The 19820-nt window shown below is 34.3% G+C and carries 18 protein-coding genes and 1 tRNA gene; 5 read left to right on the top strand and 14 right to left on the bottom strand.

Annotated elements, in window-relative coordinates:
- Positions 1 to 94: 94 nt before the first annotated feature.
- Positions 95 to 817: a UDP-2,3-diacylglucosamine diphosphatase gene (locus tag SB028_RS14995; RefSeq protein ID WP_318859656.1), complete on the bottom strand. Its 723-nt coding sequence runs from the start codon at positions 815 to 817 to the stop codon at positions 95 to 97.
- Between the two features lie 12 nt (positions 818 to 829).
- The gene (gene ppiB, locus SB028_RS14990; RefSeq protein WP_069368364.1) at positions 830 to 1324 is read right to left on the bottom strand and encodes a peptidylprolyl isomerase B; all 495 of its coding nucleotides are present in this window, start codon (positions 1322 to 1324) and stop codon (positions 830 to 832) included.
- A gap of 375 nt (positions 1325 to 1699) precedes the next feature.
- Between ppiB and cysS the strand changes: the two genes are divergently transcribed.
- Entirely contained in the window at positions 1700 to 3091 is a 1392-nt protein-coding gene (cysS, locus tag SB028_RS14985) for a cysteine--tRNA ligase (RefSeq protein ID WP_069368365.1), read from the top strand.
- Positions 3092 to 3180: 89 nt separating this feature from the next.
- Here cysS and SB028_RS14980 read toward each other — a convergent pair whose 3' ends face one another.
- The 4 genes from SB028_RS14980 to folD all read right to left on the bottom strand — a co-directional run bounded on the left by SB028_RS14980 (position 3181) and on the right by folD (position 6542).
- A complete protein-coding gene (locus SB028_RS14980; protein ID WP_069368366.1) occupies positions 3181 to 3624 on the bottom strand; it encodes a hypothetical protein in 444 nt (147 codons plus the stop codon).
- Positions 3625 to 3861: 237 nt separating this feature from the next.
- Positions 3862 to 4803 (bottom strand): 1-phosphofructokinase, encoded by a 942-nt coding sequence (fruK, locus tag SB028_RS14975; RefSeq protein WP_069368367.1) that lies wholly within the window; start codon positions 4801 to 4803, stop codon positions 3862 to 3864.
- 650 nt (positions 4804 to 5453) lie between these two features.
- On the bottom strand, positions 5454 to 5666 hold the full coding sequence (ybcJ, locus tag SB028_RS14970; protein ID WP_069368368.1) for a ribosome-associated protein YbcJ: 213 nt from the start codon (positions 5664 to 5666) through the stop codon (positions 5454 to 5456).
- A 3-nt stretch (positions 5667 to 5669) separates the two neighbouring features.
- Positions 5670 to 6542 carry a bifunctional methylenetetrahydrofolate dehydrogenase/methenyltetrahydrofolate cyclohydrolase FolD gene (gene folD / locus SB028_RS14965; protein WP_069368369.1) on the bottom strand — a complete coding sequence of 291 codons (873 nt, stop codon included), beginning with the start codon at positions 6540 to 6542 and terminating at the stop codon, positions 5670 to 5672.
- 189 nt (positions 6543 to 6731) lie between these two features.
- On the opposite strand from folD, the gene SB028_RS14960 reads away from it, so the two are divergent.
- Positions 6732 to 6808, top strand: a tRNA-Arg gene (locus SB028_RS14960).
- 544 nt (positions 6809 to 7352) lie between these two features.
- Here the strand turns inward: SB028_RS14960 and SB028_RS14955 are convergent.
- Positions 7353 to 7661, bottom strand: a complete 309-nt coding sequence (locus SB028_RS14955; RefSeq protein ID WP_069368370.1) for a helix-turn-helix domain-containing protein — start codon at positions 7659 to 7661, stop codon at positions 7353 to 7355.
- Positions 7662 to 8013: 352 nt separating this feature from the next.
- Between SB028_RS14955 and SB028_RS14950 the strand changes: the two genes are divergently transcribed.
- The 3 genes from SB028_RS14950 (at position 8014) to SB028_RS14940 (ending at position 11796) form a co-directional block, all read left to right on the top strand.
- The gene (locus SB028_RS14950) at positions 8014 to 8436 is read left to right on the top strand and encodes a hypothetical protein (RefSeq protein ID WP_069368371.1); all 423 of its coding nucleotides are present in this window, start codon (positions 8014 to 8016) and stop codon (positions 8434 to 8436) included.
- A gap of 919 nt (positions 8437 to 9355) precedes the next feature.
- Positions 9356 to 10771: an NAD(P)/FAD-dependent oxidoreductase gene (locus SB028_RS14945; RefSeq protein ID WP_069368372.1), complete on the top strand. Its 1416-nt coding sequence runs from the start codon at positions 9356 to 9358 to the stop codon at positions 10769 to 10771.
- Positions 10772 to 11502: 731 nt separating this feature from the next.
- Positions 11503 to 11796, top strand: coding sequence for a helix-turn-helix domain-containing protein (locus tag SB028_RS14940; RefSeq protein WP_069368373.1), 294 nt, complete (start codon positions 11503 to 11505; stop codon positions 11794 to 11796).
- A 432-nt stretch (positions 11797 to 12228) separates the two neighbouring features.
- On the opposite strand, the gene SB028_RS14935 is transcribed toward SB028_RS14940, so the two are convergent.
- From SB028_RS14935 to tssA, 7 genes are all read right to left on the bottom strand, one after another.
- Complete coding sequence (locus SB028_RS14935; protein ID WP_069368374.1) at positions 12229 to 12867, bottom strand: hypothetical protein; 639 nt, start codon at positions 12865 to 12867, stop codon at positions 12229 to 12231.
- 9 nt (positions 12868 to 12876) lie between these two features.
- Positions 12877 to 14262 (bottom strand): VasL domain-containing protein, encoded by a 1386-nt coding sequence (locus SB028_RS14930; RefSeq protein WP_069368375.1) that lies wholly within the window; start codon positions 14260 to 14262, stop codon positions 12877 to 12879.
- Positions 14263 to 14345: 83 nt separating this feature from the next.
- The gene (gene tssE / locus SB028_RS14925) at positions 14346 to 14774 is read right to left on the bottom strand and encodes a type VI secretion system baseplate subunit TssE (protein ID WP_069368376.1); all 429 of its coding nucleotides are present in this window, start codon (positions 14772 to 14774) and stop codon (positions 14346 to 14348) included.
- Positions 14775 to 14776: 2 nt separating this feature from the next.
- Positions 14777 to 15334 carry a type VI secretion system lipoprotein TssJ gene (gene tssJ / locus SB028_RS14920; protein ID WP_069368377.1) on the bottom strand — a complete coding sequence of 186 codons (558 nt, stop codon included), beginning with the start codon at positions 15332 to 15334 and terminating at the stop codon, positions 14777 to 14779.
- The gene (tssG, locus tag SB028_RS14915; RefSeq protein WP_069368378.1) at positions 15315 to 16409 is read right to left on the bottom strand and encodes a type VI secretion system baseplate subunit TssG; all 1095 of its coding nucleotides are present in this window, start codon (positions 16407 to 16409) and stop codon (positions 15315 to 15317) included. The genes tssJ and tssG overlap by 20 nt, the downstream gene beginning before the upstream one ends.
- A complete protein-coding gene (tssF, locus tag SB028_RS14910) occupies positions 16373 to 18136 on the bottom strand; it encodes a type VI secretion system baseplate subunit TssF (RefSeq protein ID WP_069368379.1) in 1764 nt (587 codons plus the stop codon). The genes tssG and tssF overlap by 37 nt, the downstream gene beginning before the upstream one ends.
- Positions 18137 to 18168: 32 nt before the next feature.
- Positions 18169 to 19788, bottom strand: coding sequence for a type VI secretion system protein TssA (tssA, locus tag SB028_RS14905; RefSeq protein WP_069368380.1), 1620 nt, complete (start codon positions 19786 to 19788; stop codon positions 18169 to 18171).
- Positions 19789 to 19820: the final 32 nt, after the last annotated feature.

Raw genomic sequence — 19820 nt, 5'->3', positions numbered from 1 at the left:
TAAACTGAGCATGATAGTATCACGCTAACATGCGCAGGAAAACGTTTGCGTAGAGAAAAAATAGCCTTTTTATGGAGACAATAAGCAAAATAACTTAAAAGGGGAAATGAATAAGTTCTATTTTTTCAGCCGTCACTTTAAACATAGAACCTTCTGTATGCCAAGCACCTAATACACCGCGATAATGTAGTTTATTATCAATGTTGACAGTATGAATTGCTGGGCGATGAGTATGACCGTGGATCATCCATTCTGTATTGAAATGTTTAAAAGTATCAATTACAGCCTGCGGGTTAACATCCATAATGGCATCTGATTTGTATTGATTTTCGTGCTGGCTGCGTGAACGCATTTTGTCAGCGATACGCAGTCGAATAAATAGAGGCAGTAGCAAGAATAAGCGCTGAATACATTTATTATGTACTTTTTTACGGTAACGTTGATATGCTTTATCGTCCGTACAAAGTGTATCACCATGCAAAATTAAGATACGATAGTTCTCAATTTCGAGCACTTTTTCTTGAGGAAGTAAGGTGATACCACTCTCTTTCGCAAAGCGAGAGCCAATTAAAAAATCACGATTTCCATGAATAAAATAGCAAGGCACTCCTGCATTTTTTAGCGTCATCAGTGCTTGAGCAATTTGTTGATGTAAAGGATTAGGATCATCGTCTCCGATCCAAAAATCAAAAAAATCACCTAAGATATAAAGTGCTTTTGCATGAATGGCTTGTTCTTTTAGAAAGCGAAGAAAACCGGCAGTAATTGCCGGTTCATGTTCACTTAAATGCAGGTCTGCAATAAAAAGCGTATACATAAAAAGTGAGGCTTATTCGCTAACCGTTACACTTTTAATGACGATATCTTCGCGAGGAACATCTTGGTGGAAACCGCTACGACCTGTGGAAACTGCTTTAATTTTATCAACAACGTCCATACCTTCAACAACTTCAGCAAACACACAGTATCCCCAACCATTTGTATTTTCAGCACGGAAGTTTAAGAAATCGTTGTCTGCAACGTTGATAAAGAACTGAGCAGTAGCTGAATGTGGATCGTTCGTACGAGCCATTGCTAATGTACCACGGTTGTTTGCTAGGCCATTGTTTGCTTCGTTTCTTACAGGTGCTTTGGTCGCTTTTTGGTTCATACCTGGTTCAAAACCACCACCTTGGATCATAAAACCATTGATGACGCGGTGGAAAATAGTGTTATCGTAGAATCCTTCTTTACAATAGTCTAAAAAATTTTCTACGGTTGCAGGTGCTTTGTCTGCAAATGTATTAATCACGATATCGCCGTAATTGGTATGAAAAGTAACCATATTCAGATCCTAATATAATTTTAGCTTTACCCAGATTTGGGCATAAACAACAGTCTCGTTTTTATATCACAGTTGCCTAATTTAGTCAGTACGCATCTTTTTCTCGCGCCACTTTTCTTCCTCTTTAAAAGACTAAAACAAGAAAAAACACATTTTTCGCCAAAATTTGAACAAATAACAGAAGTTTGATTGTTCACTATCAGCGATTGAACAGTGAAAATAAGCGCTGAGCAGAGTAAGATATAAACCTTAATCTTGAGTTTGCTTTGCTTTCAAGATCCAATATCCTAATTAATATCATGTTATAGTAGTTGTTATTTTCTTTTATATAAAAACGTAATAAACACGTACAGTTGAAAACGGGAACGTCCACTGATGCTAAAGATTTTTAATACTCTCACTCGCCAAAAAGAAGAATTTAAACCTATCCATGCAGGAAAAATAGGTATGTACGTGTGTGGCATCACTATTTATGACTTATGCCATATTGGTCATGGACGTACATTTGTGGCTTTTGATGCCATAACCCGTTATTTGCGCTACTTAGGGTACGATGTTCACTATGTTCGTAACGTAACGGATGTGGATGATAAAATTATCAAACGTGCGATTGAAAATAATGAAACATGTGAGCAATTAACCACTCGTATGTTAGCTGAAATGCATAAAGATTTTGATGCATTAAATATTGCTCGTCCTGATTCAGAGCCTCGTGCAACACACCATATTGCTGAAATTATTGAATTAACAGAAGCGCTAATTAAGCGTGGGCATGCTTATGTTGCCGATAATGGCGATGTGATGTTTGCGATTGATACCGATCCTGATTATGGCTTACTTTCCCGCCAAGATTTAGAGCAACTACAAGCTGGTGCTCGAGTTGAAGTCGCTAACGTAAAACGCAATCCAATGGATTTCGTCTTATGGAAAATGTCTAAACCGGGTGAGCCAAGCTGGAGATCTCCATGGGGAGACGGTCGCCCTGGTTGGCATATCGAATGTTCTGCGATGAATGGTAAAGAATTAGGACATCATTTTGATATTCATGGTGGAGGTTCAGACTTAATGTTCCCTCATCATGAAAATGAAATAGCGCAATCAACATGTGCTCATGATGGTCCTTACGTTAATTACTGGATGCATTCTGGTATGGTGATGGTAGACAAAGAGAAAATGTCTAAATCACTTAATAACTTTTTTACTATTCGCGACGTATTAGCTTATTACGATGCTGAAACAGTGCGTTACTTCTTATTATCAGGGCATTATCGTAGCCAATTAAACTACACAGAAGAAAACTTAAAACAGGCTCGTACTGCATTAGAACGTCTATACACCGCATTGCGTGGAACAGATGCCAGTGCACAGCCTGTTGGCGGTGAAGCATTCGAAGCACAATTTATTGAAGCAATGAATGATGATTTCAATACACCAGAAGCCTATTCTGTCTTATTTGATTTAGCACGAGAAGTAAACCGTCTAAAAGCTGTTGATATGGATACCGCAAATGGTTTGGCAGCAGTATTACGTAAATTGGCTAAAGTATTAGGTTTATTAGAACAAGCGCCGGAACACTTCTTACAAGGTGGTGCAAAAGCAGATGATGCGGGTGAAGTTGAAAAAATTGAATCATTAATTCAACAGCGTAACGATGCGCGTAAAAATAAAGATTGGGCTGCGGCTGATGTTGCTCGCGATGCGTTAACAGCGATGGGGATTGTTTTAGAAGATGGTCCTCAAGGAACGGTTTGGCGCCGTAATAATTAATACAATAATTGAGTAATAACGCTTAATACGAGTTTAATAAAAAAATATCGGGTATTTAATATCCGATATTTTTTTGTCAGGTGATTAATTTATTGACTAATAATATTCGTTTCTCTTTTACTATCTTTTTGTTTATCTTCAAAATAAGCAATCACATTTTCAGAGAAAAAGAGTCGATGTGTTAAGACAACGATAATAGTAAAAATAATAAAGCCTATTTCGGACATATTCGTTAATGACATTGAAATGCTAAGTATAAAAAAGAGTGATATAGATAAACATAGCCATGAAATTTTAAAAAAAGAGTAAGCATTTCTACTATTTTTAGCTAATTTTATCCATGCAATAACTTGCATTAGCATCGTTATAATTAAGCACAGCATAATGAACAATCCTATTAGTATGGTTTGTCCTCCACCCATTGCCATTGCTAATAAATAAATCGGTGTTCCTGCTACTAATATAAATAAACTTGCACCCAAAAATAATACTGAAATAACTTGGATCCATAAAAGTACTATGGGCCTTTCCATAACCTCTCCTAAAAACAGAAATAAGTTTTTATTAGCTTTAGAATATCTTTATTAAATTTTATTAAAGTGAAGTTTATCGAATAAACAGAAAAAATAAAAATGGATTTAATAATAAAAAAATACCAATCAAATTAAGAGATTCTATTTTAGATTATTTATGGCATAGCATTAATATATTTAATGGAAGAAGTGGTAATTCTACTTAATATTATTCAATTTACCACTGAGATTTATTACTTATAATTTTAGAGGCGTTAATTCTACTTCTGTCATCATTTTCGCTAATTGTTCGCGATCGTGAATACCCACATTGGTTTGGCTCACAGCAAGTGCAGAAACGGCAGTAGCAAGACGTAAGGTATGTTCACTGGTTTGTCGCATCATTAAACCATAAATTAAGCCACCAACCATTGAATCTCCAGCTCCGACGGTACTTACGACATCACATTTAGGGGGCTTCGCCATCCATGTACCCGATGCATTAACCCACATTGCCCCTTGTTCGCCTAATGAAATGACAACATGAGCAATACCTTGTTGACGTAATGCTTGTGCTGCTTGCACAACATCAGAAAGCTCTGGTAAGGGTCTACCTGCCCAAATCTCTAATTCATGATGATTTGGTTTAACAAGCCAAGGTGAGGCTTTTAATCCCGCGACAAAAGCTTCTCGGCTACTGTCAAAGATTAAACACATACATTCGCTACGTAATCGTGTCATCCATGCCGTGAAATCATTGAGATCGACACTAGGAGGAACACTACCACTAACACAAATCATATCAAATTGACCCGCCCAGCTTAGTGTGTCGTTAACAAAGCGAGTCCAGTCTTGTTTTGTGATTTCAAAACCAGAGAAATTGAAGTCGGTCACTTTGCCATTGGGTTCTGTGAGTTTGACATTAATGCGAGTACGTCCTTCAACCATTTGAAAACGGTTAGCGATACCGGAGTCACTAAACTCTTTTTGGAATCCATCTTGGTTTTCTTTGCCTAAAAAACCCCCAACAGTGACGTCAACACCAAGGCTTTTTAAAACTTTAGCGACATTGATACCTTTACCCGCAGCATGAAAGCCCGCCGTTTTAACACGATTAACTTCACCAAGTTCAATTGGATGACTTAAACCAACAAGATCATATGCTGGATTAAGTGTGATGGTTGCTACTCTGCGTTTCATGCTAGTTCCTTACCTTAAATAAAAGAACAGGCATCAATTTTTGCTGTGATTTAGCAAAAACAAAGATACCTTGAGTGGGTAAGCCGAGCATAAAATCTCCTGTTAGATAAAGGGTGAAAAAGACTGAAAGATCACAAAATGACAACTAAAATAGTAACACGAGGCTGAATCGTTTCAAATTATAACCTGTAATTTAGTACAAACAATATTCTTTTGCCTAATAAAAGTAGAAATAAATTAGATCCAAATCACATTTGAATGCATTTAAACATGAATAAATGAATAAAAGTATCAATAAAAAGGGTTGTTGCTGAAGTTTTACAGTAATGGTTAAAAAGTGTTATCTATATATAAAATAATAACTTATATAACTTCTTTTTATCTATTTTTTATAAAATGTGCAAATTGCTGAACTGCAACAGGAAATTATAAGCATAGATAATCATTAAAATGATGTTCTCTATTTAAATATATTAAATTAAATTCTATTATTTTGTTTAAATTCAAATGGTTATATCATTATATTTTTTAAATGTAATTAAAATAACAAAAAAAGAGAGAAAAAAGCGTATTGAAGGTAAAAAGGATTAAAAAAAGAAAAAAGCGCGGCTGAGGTAGCGACGCTTTTTCAATATCAATTAATTTGCTGATTATTTGCTGACGCTGACAGAAAACTCACCGAAGGTGACAACTTTTCCAGCAACAATTTTACAGCGTTTTCGGGTTTCAACTTTACCGTCAACACTCACTAAACCTTCAGCAATGACACTTTTAGCTGCTGCTCCGCTTTCAGTCCAACCTTGAAGTTTTAATAAATCACAAAGCTCGACATAGTCGTGTCCATCTAATTGAAATATTTCCATCGATTAATTATTTCCTGTTTCGGGGTCGTGATATTCTTCGCATGCTTGCAAAGTATTTTGGATCAGTGTGGCGACTGTCATTGGACCTACACCACCAGGGACGGGAGAAATCCACCCCGCACGTTGTGATGCTGCTTCAAAATCAACATCCCCAACAACTTTACCACTTTCAAGACGGTTTATACCGACATCAATCACGATTGCACCCGGTTTAATCCATTCACCGGGAATAAAGTTAGGCTTACCTACTGCCACAACGACTAAATCTGCGTGCTCAACATGAAAACGTAGATCTTTAGTAAAACGGTGAGTAACTGTTGTTGTACAACCCGCAAGTAATAGCTCTAGGCTCATTGGGCGACCAACAATATTGGATGCGCCAATAATAACGGCATTTAATCCATTCATAGGAATATTACAGCGCTCTAGGAGTGTGACAATACCACGAGGTGTGCAAGGTCGTAATTTAGGTGCTCGTTGGCATAGGCGACCAATATTGTAAGGGTGAAAGCCATCAACATCTTTATCAGGATGAATACGTTCTAAAACTTTAACGTTATCAATTCCGGCGGGTAAAGGGAGTTGAACGAGAATACCATCAATGGTGTTGTCTGCGTTAAGCTGGTCGATCAGATTTAATAAATCTGCTTCACTGGTAGTATCTGGTAAATCATAAGATCGAGAAATAAAGCCAACTTCTTCACAAGCGCGGCGTTTACTTCCAACATAAATCTGTGATGCTGGGTTATCACCCACTAAAATAACAGCTAAACCAGGTGCTCGTTTTCCTGCATTAATACGCTGTTTTACTTTATCTGCCACTTCACTTCTGATGGTCTGCGCAATCGATTTCCCATCTATAATTCTTGCTGACATCTATACATCCAAATTATTCAATTACGGTATTTGCCTATTTTGTCAGATCAAGAGCAATCTGTCAGTCGAATACTTGCCATATTTTGACCATATAGTTTGATATCGTTGAAAAAGCGTTGACTCTCAGAATGTTGAACGTATAATTCACACCCGTTATCAGCACTCTTGCTGACGTCTAAGTTTTTCTAGGCGCCCTTAGCTCAGTTGGATAGAGCAACGGCCTTCTAAGCCGTAGGTCACAGGTTCGAATCCTGTAGGGCGTACCATTTCGAAGTCAATGGACATCAACCGATGTCTTTTTTTATGCCTAAAATTCAGTGAATTAACTAATTTAACCCTATCTATGAACTGACTATTTGCTTTAAGCTGGTGGTAAAGAGATTCGCAAGGAGTTGAACTTTTAAGCTTGGATTGAAAAATCAATGGCGGTTTATTTTATTAAATATTTAAAGTAAATATTATAGAACTATTTTACTATTATGTATTGAATGTTAATTAATGAAATATATTATTGTTGTACTGTTTTTTGTGTAGGTGTTAATGAATAAAAAATCCTAACTTAATAGAAACATATTTTTAATATGCTATGGTATTCATGTTGTAAACTAAACAACCAATCAATCGATTGATTTTATAATATTATATTCTTATATCAATGGGATTATTAGTATAAAAAAAGAACGTTATTCTTGTGGCTATAATTTTAGATATTGTATTAAACAAAAGTAAATTTAATATTTTCAATCTATTACGATTATTTTTTATTTATAATACAATGTTAAAATTAAAATAATAAATTTTTATATTTTCTTATTTTTGATGACGTCTTTTTTTATTTCTTAATACAATGATATCACTTGAGTATAATGTTTTCTCTGTCCAAGCATTTAGCATTGGTGACATTACTTCAGGGGTAAGTAATAAACTTTGTGGTGATATACCAAGTATTAAAGAGATGATAATAAGCTGGTCTACTGTTATTTTTATATGTCCATTTTCTAAACGTGAATAATGTTGCTGACTGATACCAAGACGCCGTCCCATTTCAATGCCCGTTAATTTTAGTTGTTTTCTTTTCTGTTTTATCCGTTGACCAACAAGGGTATTAATTTCGCTCATATCAATATCTCCTATTTTTTAAATGATAACGTAAAAAAACAAATAGATCGATAAAAACGATCGAAATCAATATATTAATAGGTAAAAATTATCAATTATTGTTTATTAACAGTTTTAAGCAGTTTTACTTAAATCAAATAATTGGATAAATTGTATTACTATTTAACAGTTTTTTAGTTTTTTGATGATGTAATAAAAGTGTTAATTAAGCCTGATGTAAGGTTATTTGGCTTTATATAGCGTAGTAAAAGATTTTATTGCATAACGTACGCTATATTTTTAATCAAACTAATGGAGATTATTGAGGTGTTTGACGTAAACTAATACCTAATTATTACTAATAAGATAAAATATGATGAAAAATAGAGTTAGAATTGCACTGTCTTTTTTTAGTTTATTGTCTGTTTTAATATTGCTGGTTGTTGTTGATTTTCAGAAAACGAAAGAAAGAGATTATTGTTATAAAAGATATAATCTATTTTCATATTTATTAAATACCTCATCTATTATTAAATCAGTACCTAGAATATCAAGTAATTATTTTTTTTCAGGTGATGGAATTATTGACCGTGGTTTTAGAGAAGGAGGTGTGACGTTTTGTTCTATTAATGATTGGAATAAAGCCTATAAACAATTAAGAGAGTATACAGATAAACTCGATATTCCTGTTTATTATGGTCAACCCAAAATAAGACATAGTCAGCAATATTTGCAAATATACAAATATGAAAATTGTTTATATGTTAGTTATTCTGAAAATTATAATTTATATTAATCGGATTATTTGTAATAAAGGTTAGTCTAACTTTTTTCTTTAATTATAACAGTGGGTTATAATGGTTTTGATAAAGGGTGTTTTATTTTTTTTATTATCTTTGAATTTTATTTCTAATATTATATCACCCATAAGAAATGATAAGAATAATAAGAATAAGAAAGAGAAATGCATCACTTTTATTGTGAAAATAATTATGATCTCGTGATAATGCTTAATCTTTCTTATGTCAATCTAACATCCATTCTTAATAATAGACAATATCATTTGTGATTCTTTTCTTCTTTAATATGAATACGGCTTTAATTCTAGCGCTTTAGTTTCTTTTTAAAGGAGATAATATCGAGCCAATAATTCATTAATATCTGCATTGAGATTATTAATAAAGGCGGGATAAATTGACTGTTTTCCATTAAAACAGGGCTATTTGCGTATGAGTTGATATAACCGTTGTGTTAATGGTGTCTTCAGGTTGAGTTGTTATTACAGAGCCTTTGTGAGCAATAAATTATACATAAATCGGCAGACGAAAAGATCAACTGACGTAATAAAATGTGGATTATTTGTTAATCAATTTGTTTGATTTAGCTTGTTTATTTGCAGTTTGAATGTGTCATAAATCCATTTTTAACAAATAGGTTATAGAGCATTAATAGTGAAAAATTTTATATTTCTGTTGAAAAATAAAATAAATAACTAACCTGTTAAGCTTCTATTTTACTTGGGGTGTTAAAATAATCTATAAAAAACAGAGTGATAATTAATGACCCTCTTTGTATAAGCAGGTTAAATAGTGTGGGTTTTTAAGAAAAAAATAGATGAATGGGTTTACAAATGCTTTACTAATAGTTTACAAATGAAATAAGATATCGTTATTATTTTAATGTTAATAATTCATTGAGTAAAAGGAACGTGTAAAATGGCGATATCTAGAAGAAAATTTATCATTGGTGGGACCGTAGTGGCTGCTGCCGCTGGCGTGGGTATTCTAACACCAATGCTAACTCGCGAAGGGCGCTTTGTCCCAGGTACGCCAAGACATGGTTTTGTTGAAGGCACGGAAGGTGCTTTACCAAAACAGGCTGACGTTGTTGTTATTGGTGCTGGTATTCTTGGTATTATGACAGCCATTAACCTTGTAGAGCGAGGTTTATCTGTTGTGATTGTTGAGAAAGGTAATATTGCGGGTGAGCAATCTTCAAGATTCTACGGCCAAGCAATTAGCTATAAAATGCCAGATGAAACATTCTTATTACACCATTTAGGTAAATATCGCTGGCGTGAAATGAATGCGAAAGTAGGTATTGATACTACTTATCGTACTCAAGGCCGTGTAGAAGTTCCTCTTGATGAAGAAGATTTAGTAAATGTAAGAAAATGGATTGACGAGAGAAGTAAGAATGTTGGCTCCGATATTCCATTTAAAACCAGAATTATTGAAGGTGCTGAATTAAATCAACGTCTTCGCGGTGCGACAACGGATTGGAAAATTGCCGGTTTTGAAGAAGATTCGGGTAGCTTCGATCCAGAAGTTGCAACCTTCGTTATGGCTGAATACGCTAAAAAAATCGGCGTTAGAATTTACACACAATGTGCGGCTCGTGGCTTAGAAACACAAGCTGGTGTGATTTCTGATGTTGTCACTGAAAAAGGTGCAATCAAAACATCTCAAGTTGTTGTTGCTGGTGGTGTTTGGTCGCGCTTATTTATGCAAAACCTCAATGTTGATGTTCCAACATTACCTGCATATCAGTCTCAACAGCTAATCAGTGGTTCACCAACGGCACCAGGTGGCAACGTCGCTTTACCGGGCGGTATTTTCTTCCGTGAACAAGCTGATGGTACTTATGCAACATCTCCTCGTGTCATTGTGGCACCAGTGGTGAAAGAATCCTTCACTTATGGTTATAAATATCTACCATTATTAGCACTACCTGATTTCCCTGTGCATATTTCTTTAAATGAACAATTAATCAATTCATTTATGCAATCAACACATTGGAACTTAGATGAAGTTTCTCCGTTTGAACAATTTAGAAATATGACAGCATTGCCTGATTTACCTGAGTTAAATGCTTCATTAGAAAAATTAAAAGCAGAATTCCCTGCCTTTAAAGAATCGAAATTAATTGATCAGTGGAGCGGTGCGATGGCTATTGCACCAGATGAAAACCCAATTATCTCAGAAGTTAAAGAGTATCCGGGTTTAGTGATTAATACGGCAACGGGTTGGGGGATGACAGAAAGCCCTGTATCAGCAGAATTAACGGCTGATTTATTACTTGGCAAAAAACCTGTTCTAGATCCAAAACCGTTTAGTCTGTATAGGTTCTAATCCATTTTGTTTAGAAAGCCCTCAATTCGAGGGCTTTTTTGTATATTTTTTATCATGACTGAATTTATTGTCTCTAATTAATGAAAAATGGTGCTGAATAATCGACTAAGTCAGTAATATCAATCATAATAAAATAAAAAATGAATAATCTTTATATTTTCCATTTTATAAGATTTATATTCTTTTTATTTCACTCAATGATAAATTCTATGCGGCAATGTTGAATGTATCTAATTCATTGATTATTTAAAATATTATAAAGAATAATAAAACAAAGTAAGTGTATGATTTCATTTGGAATGGAGTAATAAAATAAAAAAACAAGATGTATTTTTATATTATGTATTGTTTATATATTAATGATAAATATACTCACAAAAGAACATTGATATCATCTGTATGTTTTTGTTTGAAGTCACTTTCTCTGCTTTAATAAAACCATAACTAAAAACCAGCTAACTTATTGATCTGTATTAAATCCTTATTCAATATTTAATACTATGGTGTTATTCTTAATTTGATGTAAATTTAAATAATAGATAGAAATGTAAATTATTTTAAATTTAAAATATCGGAATAACCTTATTAACAGAATTAGTGAAAGTAAGTAGTGTTACTGTTATTCAATAACTCATAATTAAATATTTTCACTTTATGTTTTTATTGTTTATTAACTATAACTCGGTGTTTTTATCGATGTAATCATCTAATGAAAGAAGGAGAGTAAAGGGATGGTTAACACCAAAATTGGGAATAGAATAAAAATGATAAGAAGACAATTGAAAATAACAGAGAATGAGATGTCTGAAAGATTAGGAATAAGTATATTACATTATTCTCAATTGGAAGATGGACATTTAAAAATAACAGTAGATCAATTGATTACTATTTCTTATATACTAGATGTCACACCTCAAAGCCTTATCTTAGAGGCTAAGAAAATAGATTTTATGGTTTTTGAAGATAAACAATCGATAACTCAACCAAGTGAAATAGTCATATTTAGAAAGAATAAAATAGTTTAAAAATAGCATTGGTATGTGACTTGTTGATATTGAGTTGAAATAAATACATTTTTCCTTCTATCGTTATTTTAATTAGAATTTTACTTTTAAATATTCAATATATAATAGTAAAAAAGCCATCTTATTATAGAATGGCTTTTGTGTATTTAATGGCAGAGTGTTGTACCTATTATATGATTTATAGCGCCGTTTTTAATCAATAAGTTCTGCATATCTTTAAGATTATTTTCATTAATAATCAATGCTTGAACACTAAAAGAAACCAATGCCAATAAAATAACAAACATTTTTATGTTTATTTAAATAGAATGTAAGTGAGGTATACTTTATTAATACGTATTTGTAATGAAGATAAATTTTATTAATTAATTTATTATTTTAGTGATTAAATATACGTGATTTTACTCGTGTTTTTGAATATTTATACTTAAATTAATAATAGGTGACTTTGTCGATTTTATAATCTTTATCATCTATTGTTATTTTTGATTTTAATATTGAGTGTTCATTTTTAATTATTACATCTTCATTTTTGCTAAGTTCTTTTTCTGATTGAGAGTTAGTAAGGGTTATATTTAATTTAAAAGTGTTTTTTTCGCTAAAAATATAAAGACTAATATAGGATAATTTATAATCAGGATAGCGAATATCTCTTTTTCCATAATCAATTAATGGTAATTTATTTTCTCTATTATTCATAAGTAAATTTATTTTAGATTCTAGTTTCTGGTATTTTTCATTTTGATAATTAAGCCCTAATATAATTTTGTATTCATCCTCATCAGGAAATGTAAAGTTAATGGAGCCGATATTGTTTTTAGAATAAAAAATATCTTCTTGATTTAATGTGATATCTGCAACCGTTACTGTTCTTGGTTCGTTTTTATAATAAATAACAGGTTTTGATTGAGTATTTTGAGATGTTTTGTTTCTTTCTTCTTTGGCGTCTAAGGTTGCTCTAATTAAATCTATGGGGCCAACAAAAATAACGCCTCCATAAGGAGAACCCATAATGCAACCACTTAATAAACTAACAATGCTAATAGCTGTTAAATTTCTTATCAAGTACATATTGTTTCCTTATTCAGAACGTAATAACGCATATCGATTCAATAATTGTTTAAAATGATTGTCTATTTGTTGGTACTCATAGTCTGAAACTGTATTTTGAGTCGGTTGTTTTTCAAGTAATCGTAGCTCTTCTTCTAAAGGTTTTGCTTGGTTGAAATGTTGACGAGCTTTGAAAATGATCGATTTTAATTCAGAGCCTGTAATGTAACTTTTAGGATTACCATCAAAGCTATCTAATCTTTGGCTTAATCCATCGAGTTCAGTCATACCTTTAGACCATTGATTGAGTTGTTCATCTGTGGTGGCATTTATTTTTAGATTATTTTTCCAAAGCTGTGTAAACGATAAAAGCTCTGTATTATCTTCATACTGTTCGTTCAAATAAGTAATGATTTCGAGTCCATAACGCTGTGCCCATATGGGAGAAAGTAATGTGAGTTCATCTAAACGTTGTTGGATTATATCAATCTGTTCAGAATTGAGTGTCTTTGTTATATGTTGACCATTTGCAGTTTGTTGTTCAATAAGAGAGCCTGCATGGGCATTAATGGTTGGAATATAAGGAAAAGCATCTGTCAGATCATTATTTTTTAATTCAGATAACCAGAAATAAAATAGAATAAAAAAGAATAAACTACTGATTATTGCACCAATTAAAACTCCCCGCCATAACTCTTGTCGAGATGTCTTTTTCATAGAGGGTTCTAATGATATTGAGGAAGAGATATAAGTTTTTGGTGATTCAATACTTTCATTAGTATTAGAAGAGGGAGATGATGTAGATAAAGCAATATCGATAATTTTAGTCGGGTTCTTATCTTCCTTATTAATAGTAGGAGATAATTCGGGAGAATTAAAATTATTATCTAATGTATCGGCATTCTCTAATTGCCTAGCTTGAGCAATAATTAAGTTCTCTAGATAATCAAACTGAACAAGATGTTTAATTTCTAATGTTTTAAAATGATGATTAATATTCTTTAATAATTCTTCTATTTGATAAAGAATAGGCAAGTCAGAATAAACAAACGTCGTCCCACGAATACCTAAGATTAACTGTTGGCTTAAGGACGAAAGAATATTGATACGGGTATGTGTTTGTATTGGCCATAATGTTTGCCAATGTTGAGTCAATATTTTGTGAATAAGGTAAAGCCCTTCATTTAAACCATCAAGTCCAGCTTGATTCTGGCGGCATATGACAAACCAAGAGGCGGTTTGAAGATCGACACCATTTTGATTAAATAAAGAAATACACAATTCATGGACATATTGCCAATTAATATCTGGACGGGCTGGGTGAAAACGTTTATCAAGTTCTTCTTTAATAGCAAGAAATTGATTAAATACACGAGGATCACCTCCAATTGAAAGTGAATCTAAGTAAGAGTTCATAGTTTCCTCAAGTTAATTGAAGGTTCAATAATATAAAAAAGATCTAATTAAAGAAAATTAAAAATAAGCAGAAATAAACAATATCATGATAAATAAAATTGTTTTTTCAAATGGTGAAGGAATATTCTTCCGTCAGGTGAAAACTCAGTACCATAACGTATAAGTCCTTTTTCATGTAATTCAATATCTAAAGAATAACACAACTTTCCAAATTCATTTTCAGGTAATATACTTAGTGAGACTGATTTTATCCTCGGTTCATATTTTAATAATGTTGTTGATAATATAGACATTACTTTATGTGAACTTCCCGGTAATCCTTGTATTATTTTACTCATATCAGGTAAACCATAATCAGGTAGATGTTTTAATGTCCCTGCTCGTGAATTTAATATTCGACGAATGTTATCCATAACAGAAAGAATAACCTGATCTTCTTCTGAGATAGAATCGATAGGTAATCCACCTGAAAAATAGCCTGTTAGCATTTCATAGAGAGAAGGGTGTGACATCGTTATTTTTTATCCAAAGGTTGTAATGTTAATGTATTTTCAGCAAGTACAATTTTACGTGCTTTATCAGGATCGAGTTCGTTTTTAGGAATAACAATCCGCCAGTTATTTTTGGCTTCATCAGGCGTATGAAACATTATGGCAATAGCGACAAATTCAGTTTCTTTTTCCATCTCCATATCAAAAGAAATAGATTCACCAGGACGAATACGTAAGTCTTTTTGCGCTAATAAAGAAGAGGTTAAAACATCATCATTTTGATTAAACAGTGAGAGATAATCGCTATCATTAAAAGTATCAGCGGATTTTAGTTGGAATACTCGAACAATGACGGAAAGTGATGAACCATTATCATCAGTATTAAGTGCTTCTCTTGCGGTAAAATCTAAATGCAATATTTTAATTTGCTTATAAAAAATAGATTTAGTTAAAGAAACCGTACCATCACTGATAGTTTGAGTTAAACCACAACCTGCGATTGCAAACGTTATGATAAATAACAGTACTAGTCGCAGAGGATAAGAAAGAAATGTTTGCGATTTAAAATTGATAATTGCCATATGAATCACTTTTATAATGTTGAGTGCGGGGAGTTAGATATTGATAAAAACCAATTCCAATGGTGATAAAAGATGCTGGTTGTGTTTCAATCTGACTGTGAGGTCGCATGACGGCAGTTCTACCTAACTGTACTCCTTGTTTTTTAGAGGTGCTCAAGGTTGCATCCGGTAATAAATGTCTAGGTAATGTTAAACGTAGTCGTGCATTAACTCTTGAACCCAAATAAACGCGAAGTAATGCCATAAAATCCTGATAAATGCTGCCATCGGGTAACCAGCCCTTTGCTTCTTCTTTATTTTCTGTATGTAGCTTGATTAATACTTGGCTATTTACATCAATAGCATAGCGACCTAAAACGGGTTTATTTTCTAATGTTATAGGTTGCAAACACGACATGATGGTGGGAGTATCGAGTGCAATTCTGCGTGGATCATGAGGTGTAATACGGACTTTTGTTGATGGTGCTAATAATTTTACTAATGCGCTAATGCCTTCGGCTGTACGTGTCGGTAAACGTAAGATCCCTAATAGTGCCAAAAAGCGAGATAAAGGTGATTGCACATGATTAGCACAACCAGGAATACCCAAGCCAATTAAACCATAAAGATATTGCGATGTTTTATCTGATCCTCCTTCTCCAAAAGTTGCGGGATAAGAATATTTACGCCAGATCCGATAAAACTGGGTGGTAAGGCGATGGTTAAAAATATCTAAAAAGTCAGTGAGTGAATCTGTGCCATCGCGGTATTGCGCAATATCGTCAAGATAAGATGTTGGGAGTGGTGATGTGATACCATAAAGTCCCAAAAAGGTAGTATGTAAGCTTGGTATGGTACTTTTTCGGTATTTATCTAGAGGATCTGTTCCTTTGATCTCAGAGGCAGGAAATCCCATACCACGATGTGGGCGAAAGCGAATAGGATCCATTTTCGGGTCATGAGAACTGCCTAATTCAGGTAATTCAGGGGTGGATTTTTCAAGTAATTGGCAAAAGCGATAGAAATTTACATAAGGTAGCTTTTCACCTAACATCTGAATTAACGGGGTAGCTGCGGATTGTGGCTTTCTTTCCATTGAATGCGTTTTCCTGTTGGTAAAATAATCAGTGTTAATTGATTAAAAAGATGAACATCAGCATAAAGTGCAAAAAAGCGATTAAGCATTTCACCAAATAAATGAATATCACCTTCACCATTAAAACCATTGCTATCAATTGTGACTTCGATATCAATACCTCGTTGTAAAAAACCTTTCTCAAAGCGTTCAATTAAATGATGCTCGACATGAATAATGGCATTGAGTTTTCTATGGTTCATATCATCATCTCGCCAATCATAAAGCGCGAGAGTACCTCGTAGCACTTCAGCATTATCCATCATGTTTAGAAAGCTAGAACCTAAGTGGCTTAGCACTCGCCAGTGGAAGCGATCTTCTGAAGGGGGATAAAGAGGCAGTGTTGGCTTACACAAATTACATACTGTTATTGGGATCTGTAGGGTTTGCTCTGTTCTATCAAGTAAAGTACTTTGTAGTGCTTTGCGAGGTAATTGCCCATTAGTCCCTGTGAGTTGCAATGATAGGGTTTCTGTCTGAGTTGCTAAATCAATCGCTTGTTTTTCTCCTCCTAATATAAGCCAAGTATCATGAAGACCTGTCACACCTCGTTTCACTCGGGTATGATAATAACGTTCAGGCGCATTATGCCGTAACATTCCACCACGATGGCGAAAGCTGGTAAAAGGTACATAAACCGCTTCATTTGTACGCTGAGAGCCATGTACACTATCAACACTATATATTTCAGTATGCCCATCTTGAATACGGCGTGGTCGTAATAAATATTCGCTTTCCAGCCCATTAATCGTTAGTGGATCGGCTTCTATGTTAAAAAGATTGATAACGGGTACGCAATGTAAACGAATATTTTCCTCATTTAATGTAAGCGCGTTATCCCACAATGTATTGAGAACAATATCTAATTCAAATGCAGATGTTTCTTCAGGGAAGTGAATATCATCTAATCCATTAAGTGAAACAAACATAAATTTTTCACGAAAAGAAAAATATTCGAGTAATAATTGATAGCCACTAAATGTGGTATCTCCTTTAGGCCAAAGCGTGTCTGTATTCTCAAATCCTCTCGGTGAAAAATAAAGAGGGATCGCAATTCTATCTTTTGATTGGGGGAGTTTTAGATAGGTTTTTGCAATTTGTTTAGTTAATGCCAAATGCAATGCATTAGTTGTCGGAATATCTCCAGATAAATAAAATGAGAGCGCATGAAGACTCACTTCAGACCAATTAATCATTTCACTACATTTAAATTTTAATCTGATCGTTGAGCGTCCATCGGGCTCAGTCGTTAAGTTTACAGCGACAATTTTTATTGGATTAAGCGTTAAATCTTGAGTTGTTCGATAATGACAAACTGTTTTTTTAGGACCGACAGGGCGAGAAAGCACTTCAAATTGGGCAGGTATTTTATCCGTCATTTTCATTTTTTGAATATCAGGCGCTAATTCAACAATAGATAATGATGGAATGGTCTGTAAATAGTGAGGCCATAATAAACTGACAAGGCCTTCTGTTAATTCGGGTAAGTCATCATCAATTTTTTGTCTTAATTGCCCCATAGAGAAAGCAAAACCTTCAAATAAACGCTCAACAAAAGGATCGGGTGTGCCTGCTTTATCTAAGTCGAGCATTGCAGCTCTATCGGGGTGCGCTTGCGCAAACTCTTTGGCGGCTTCTCTAAGGTAGCGCATTTCTGCATCAAAATAGCGAAGGGTTAAATCATCCATTAATTTGATACCTTGATTCGTTGAGTAAAAGATTAGGAATATAAAATTGCAGAGCGAACCGGATCGATAGCAGTTAATTCACTGAGTAATAGCTCCATCTGTTGCTCTATACGGGTTCTATCTGAAGTGTTACGTTGAATTTTTGCTCGTAAAAGATGAAGTTGTCGTGCTTTTACTTCAAAAATATAATTGGGCTCCCATTGTGTTAATGACATCGAAAGCGCTTTTTTATCGAGTTCACGTAATAAATTTAATGCTAGATCATGGCGAGCAAATTGTTCTGCTACTCGTGCCATAATGAGATTTAATAACCATTTTTGTCTTGAAGAGCGGATATCTGGGCGATGTTGTAGCCATTTTAATGCAACGTCTATACCTTCATTATCCGCTTGTGTGATTGCTTCGTTTTCTAATGCCAGTATTGATTGATCATCAGATGAGTGAGAGTCATTATTTGATAATCCTTGCATGGCATCAAAGTTTTCTTCCATAACATGCTGTTTTATCCAACTTAATGTGACTTCATCGGCAAATGGTGTACCGTCTTCCCATGATAAGTTCTCTAAATCTGGAAGACGAGTAAGGAATTGTTTTAAATCATTTTTTATAATATCAGACCATGCATTCCAAGGGGCAGGAGACTGACTAAGTGCTTGATAGAGATACCACTGTACATCTAACCAAAAATGGTTAACACCTTCGGCAAAAAGCTTATCTGCTTGCTCTGCCAGTTCCCCCCAACTTTGTTGTAAATAGAGGCGTTTAAGTTGCGCCCTTGCATCGGTTCTGGGCGGAGAAAGACGAGTACAACCTTGCTGATTTTGTGGTGGAAGTTGATGGAGCGTATCCCATCTCACCACTTTCATTAATCTATGCCCAGCTAACCAACCATTAGATTGATTACGTAGATAATTAGCGAGCATTTTGGATTGATCTAATAATTCACGACCTGATTGTATGGTCTCTATGGGGGTGCTCTGTGAAATTGAAGAAGAGGCGGGGCTATTGTAAGTCGATTCAGTTCGGCTCATGTTTTGGGGAACTAATGACTTTGTCCCACCTGATTGAGCAAGACGCTTTTCGAGTGCTTGATGTAATCCAGCCAGTTGAGGACGCTCAGCTTCATTCCATGTTTCAAGCTCTGTTTCAATAATGGCTAATAAGGCGATAATACGAGAAAATTCATTGTGATCGACTTCGGGATAAAGCGATAAGCTATCTAAAACGCGTTGCCCTGATAACCACTCTAAGGCTGATTTTCTACTGGTTGCTCGGCTAGGTAATAATGTGTCGTGGTAGCGGGTGAGCAATCCAGCCAAAAGCCCCAAAGAATCGGCAAGCCCATGCTCACCTTCTTTGTGCAAACGTGCCCATATATAATAGGTTATAACACGCATATCTTTGCAGAAATTGAGCAGTAAGTTTTCAGCAAGTAAGCAAATGAGTTCAGTATCAGCGCCAGAGAGTTTATTGACTTCTTCTTTCATTCGTTCAAAGTCATCTTCATAACTGGGATCATCACCTACAGGTTGATTAGGAGTAACCGGTAATAGCCAACGATCCCATAACGCGATTTGTTGTTGAGCAAGTTGTTGCACCTTGTTTGTATCATCAGCAAAGCATGATGAGATTAAGGTATCCAATAAGGACATAGTGAGCGTATTTCCTTTTGAGATAATAGGGA

The sequence above is a fragment of the Proteus vulgaris genome (assembly GCF_033708015.1).
Taxonomy (GTDB): domain Bacteria; phylum Pseudomonadota; class Gammaproteobacteria; order Enterobacterales; family Enterobacteriaceae; genus Proteus.
This window is presented reverse-complemented; position numbering and strand designations above follow the sequence as displayed.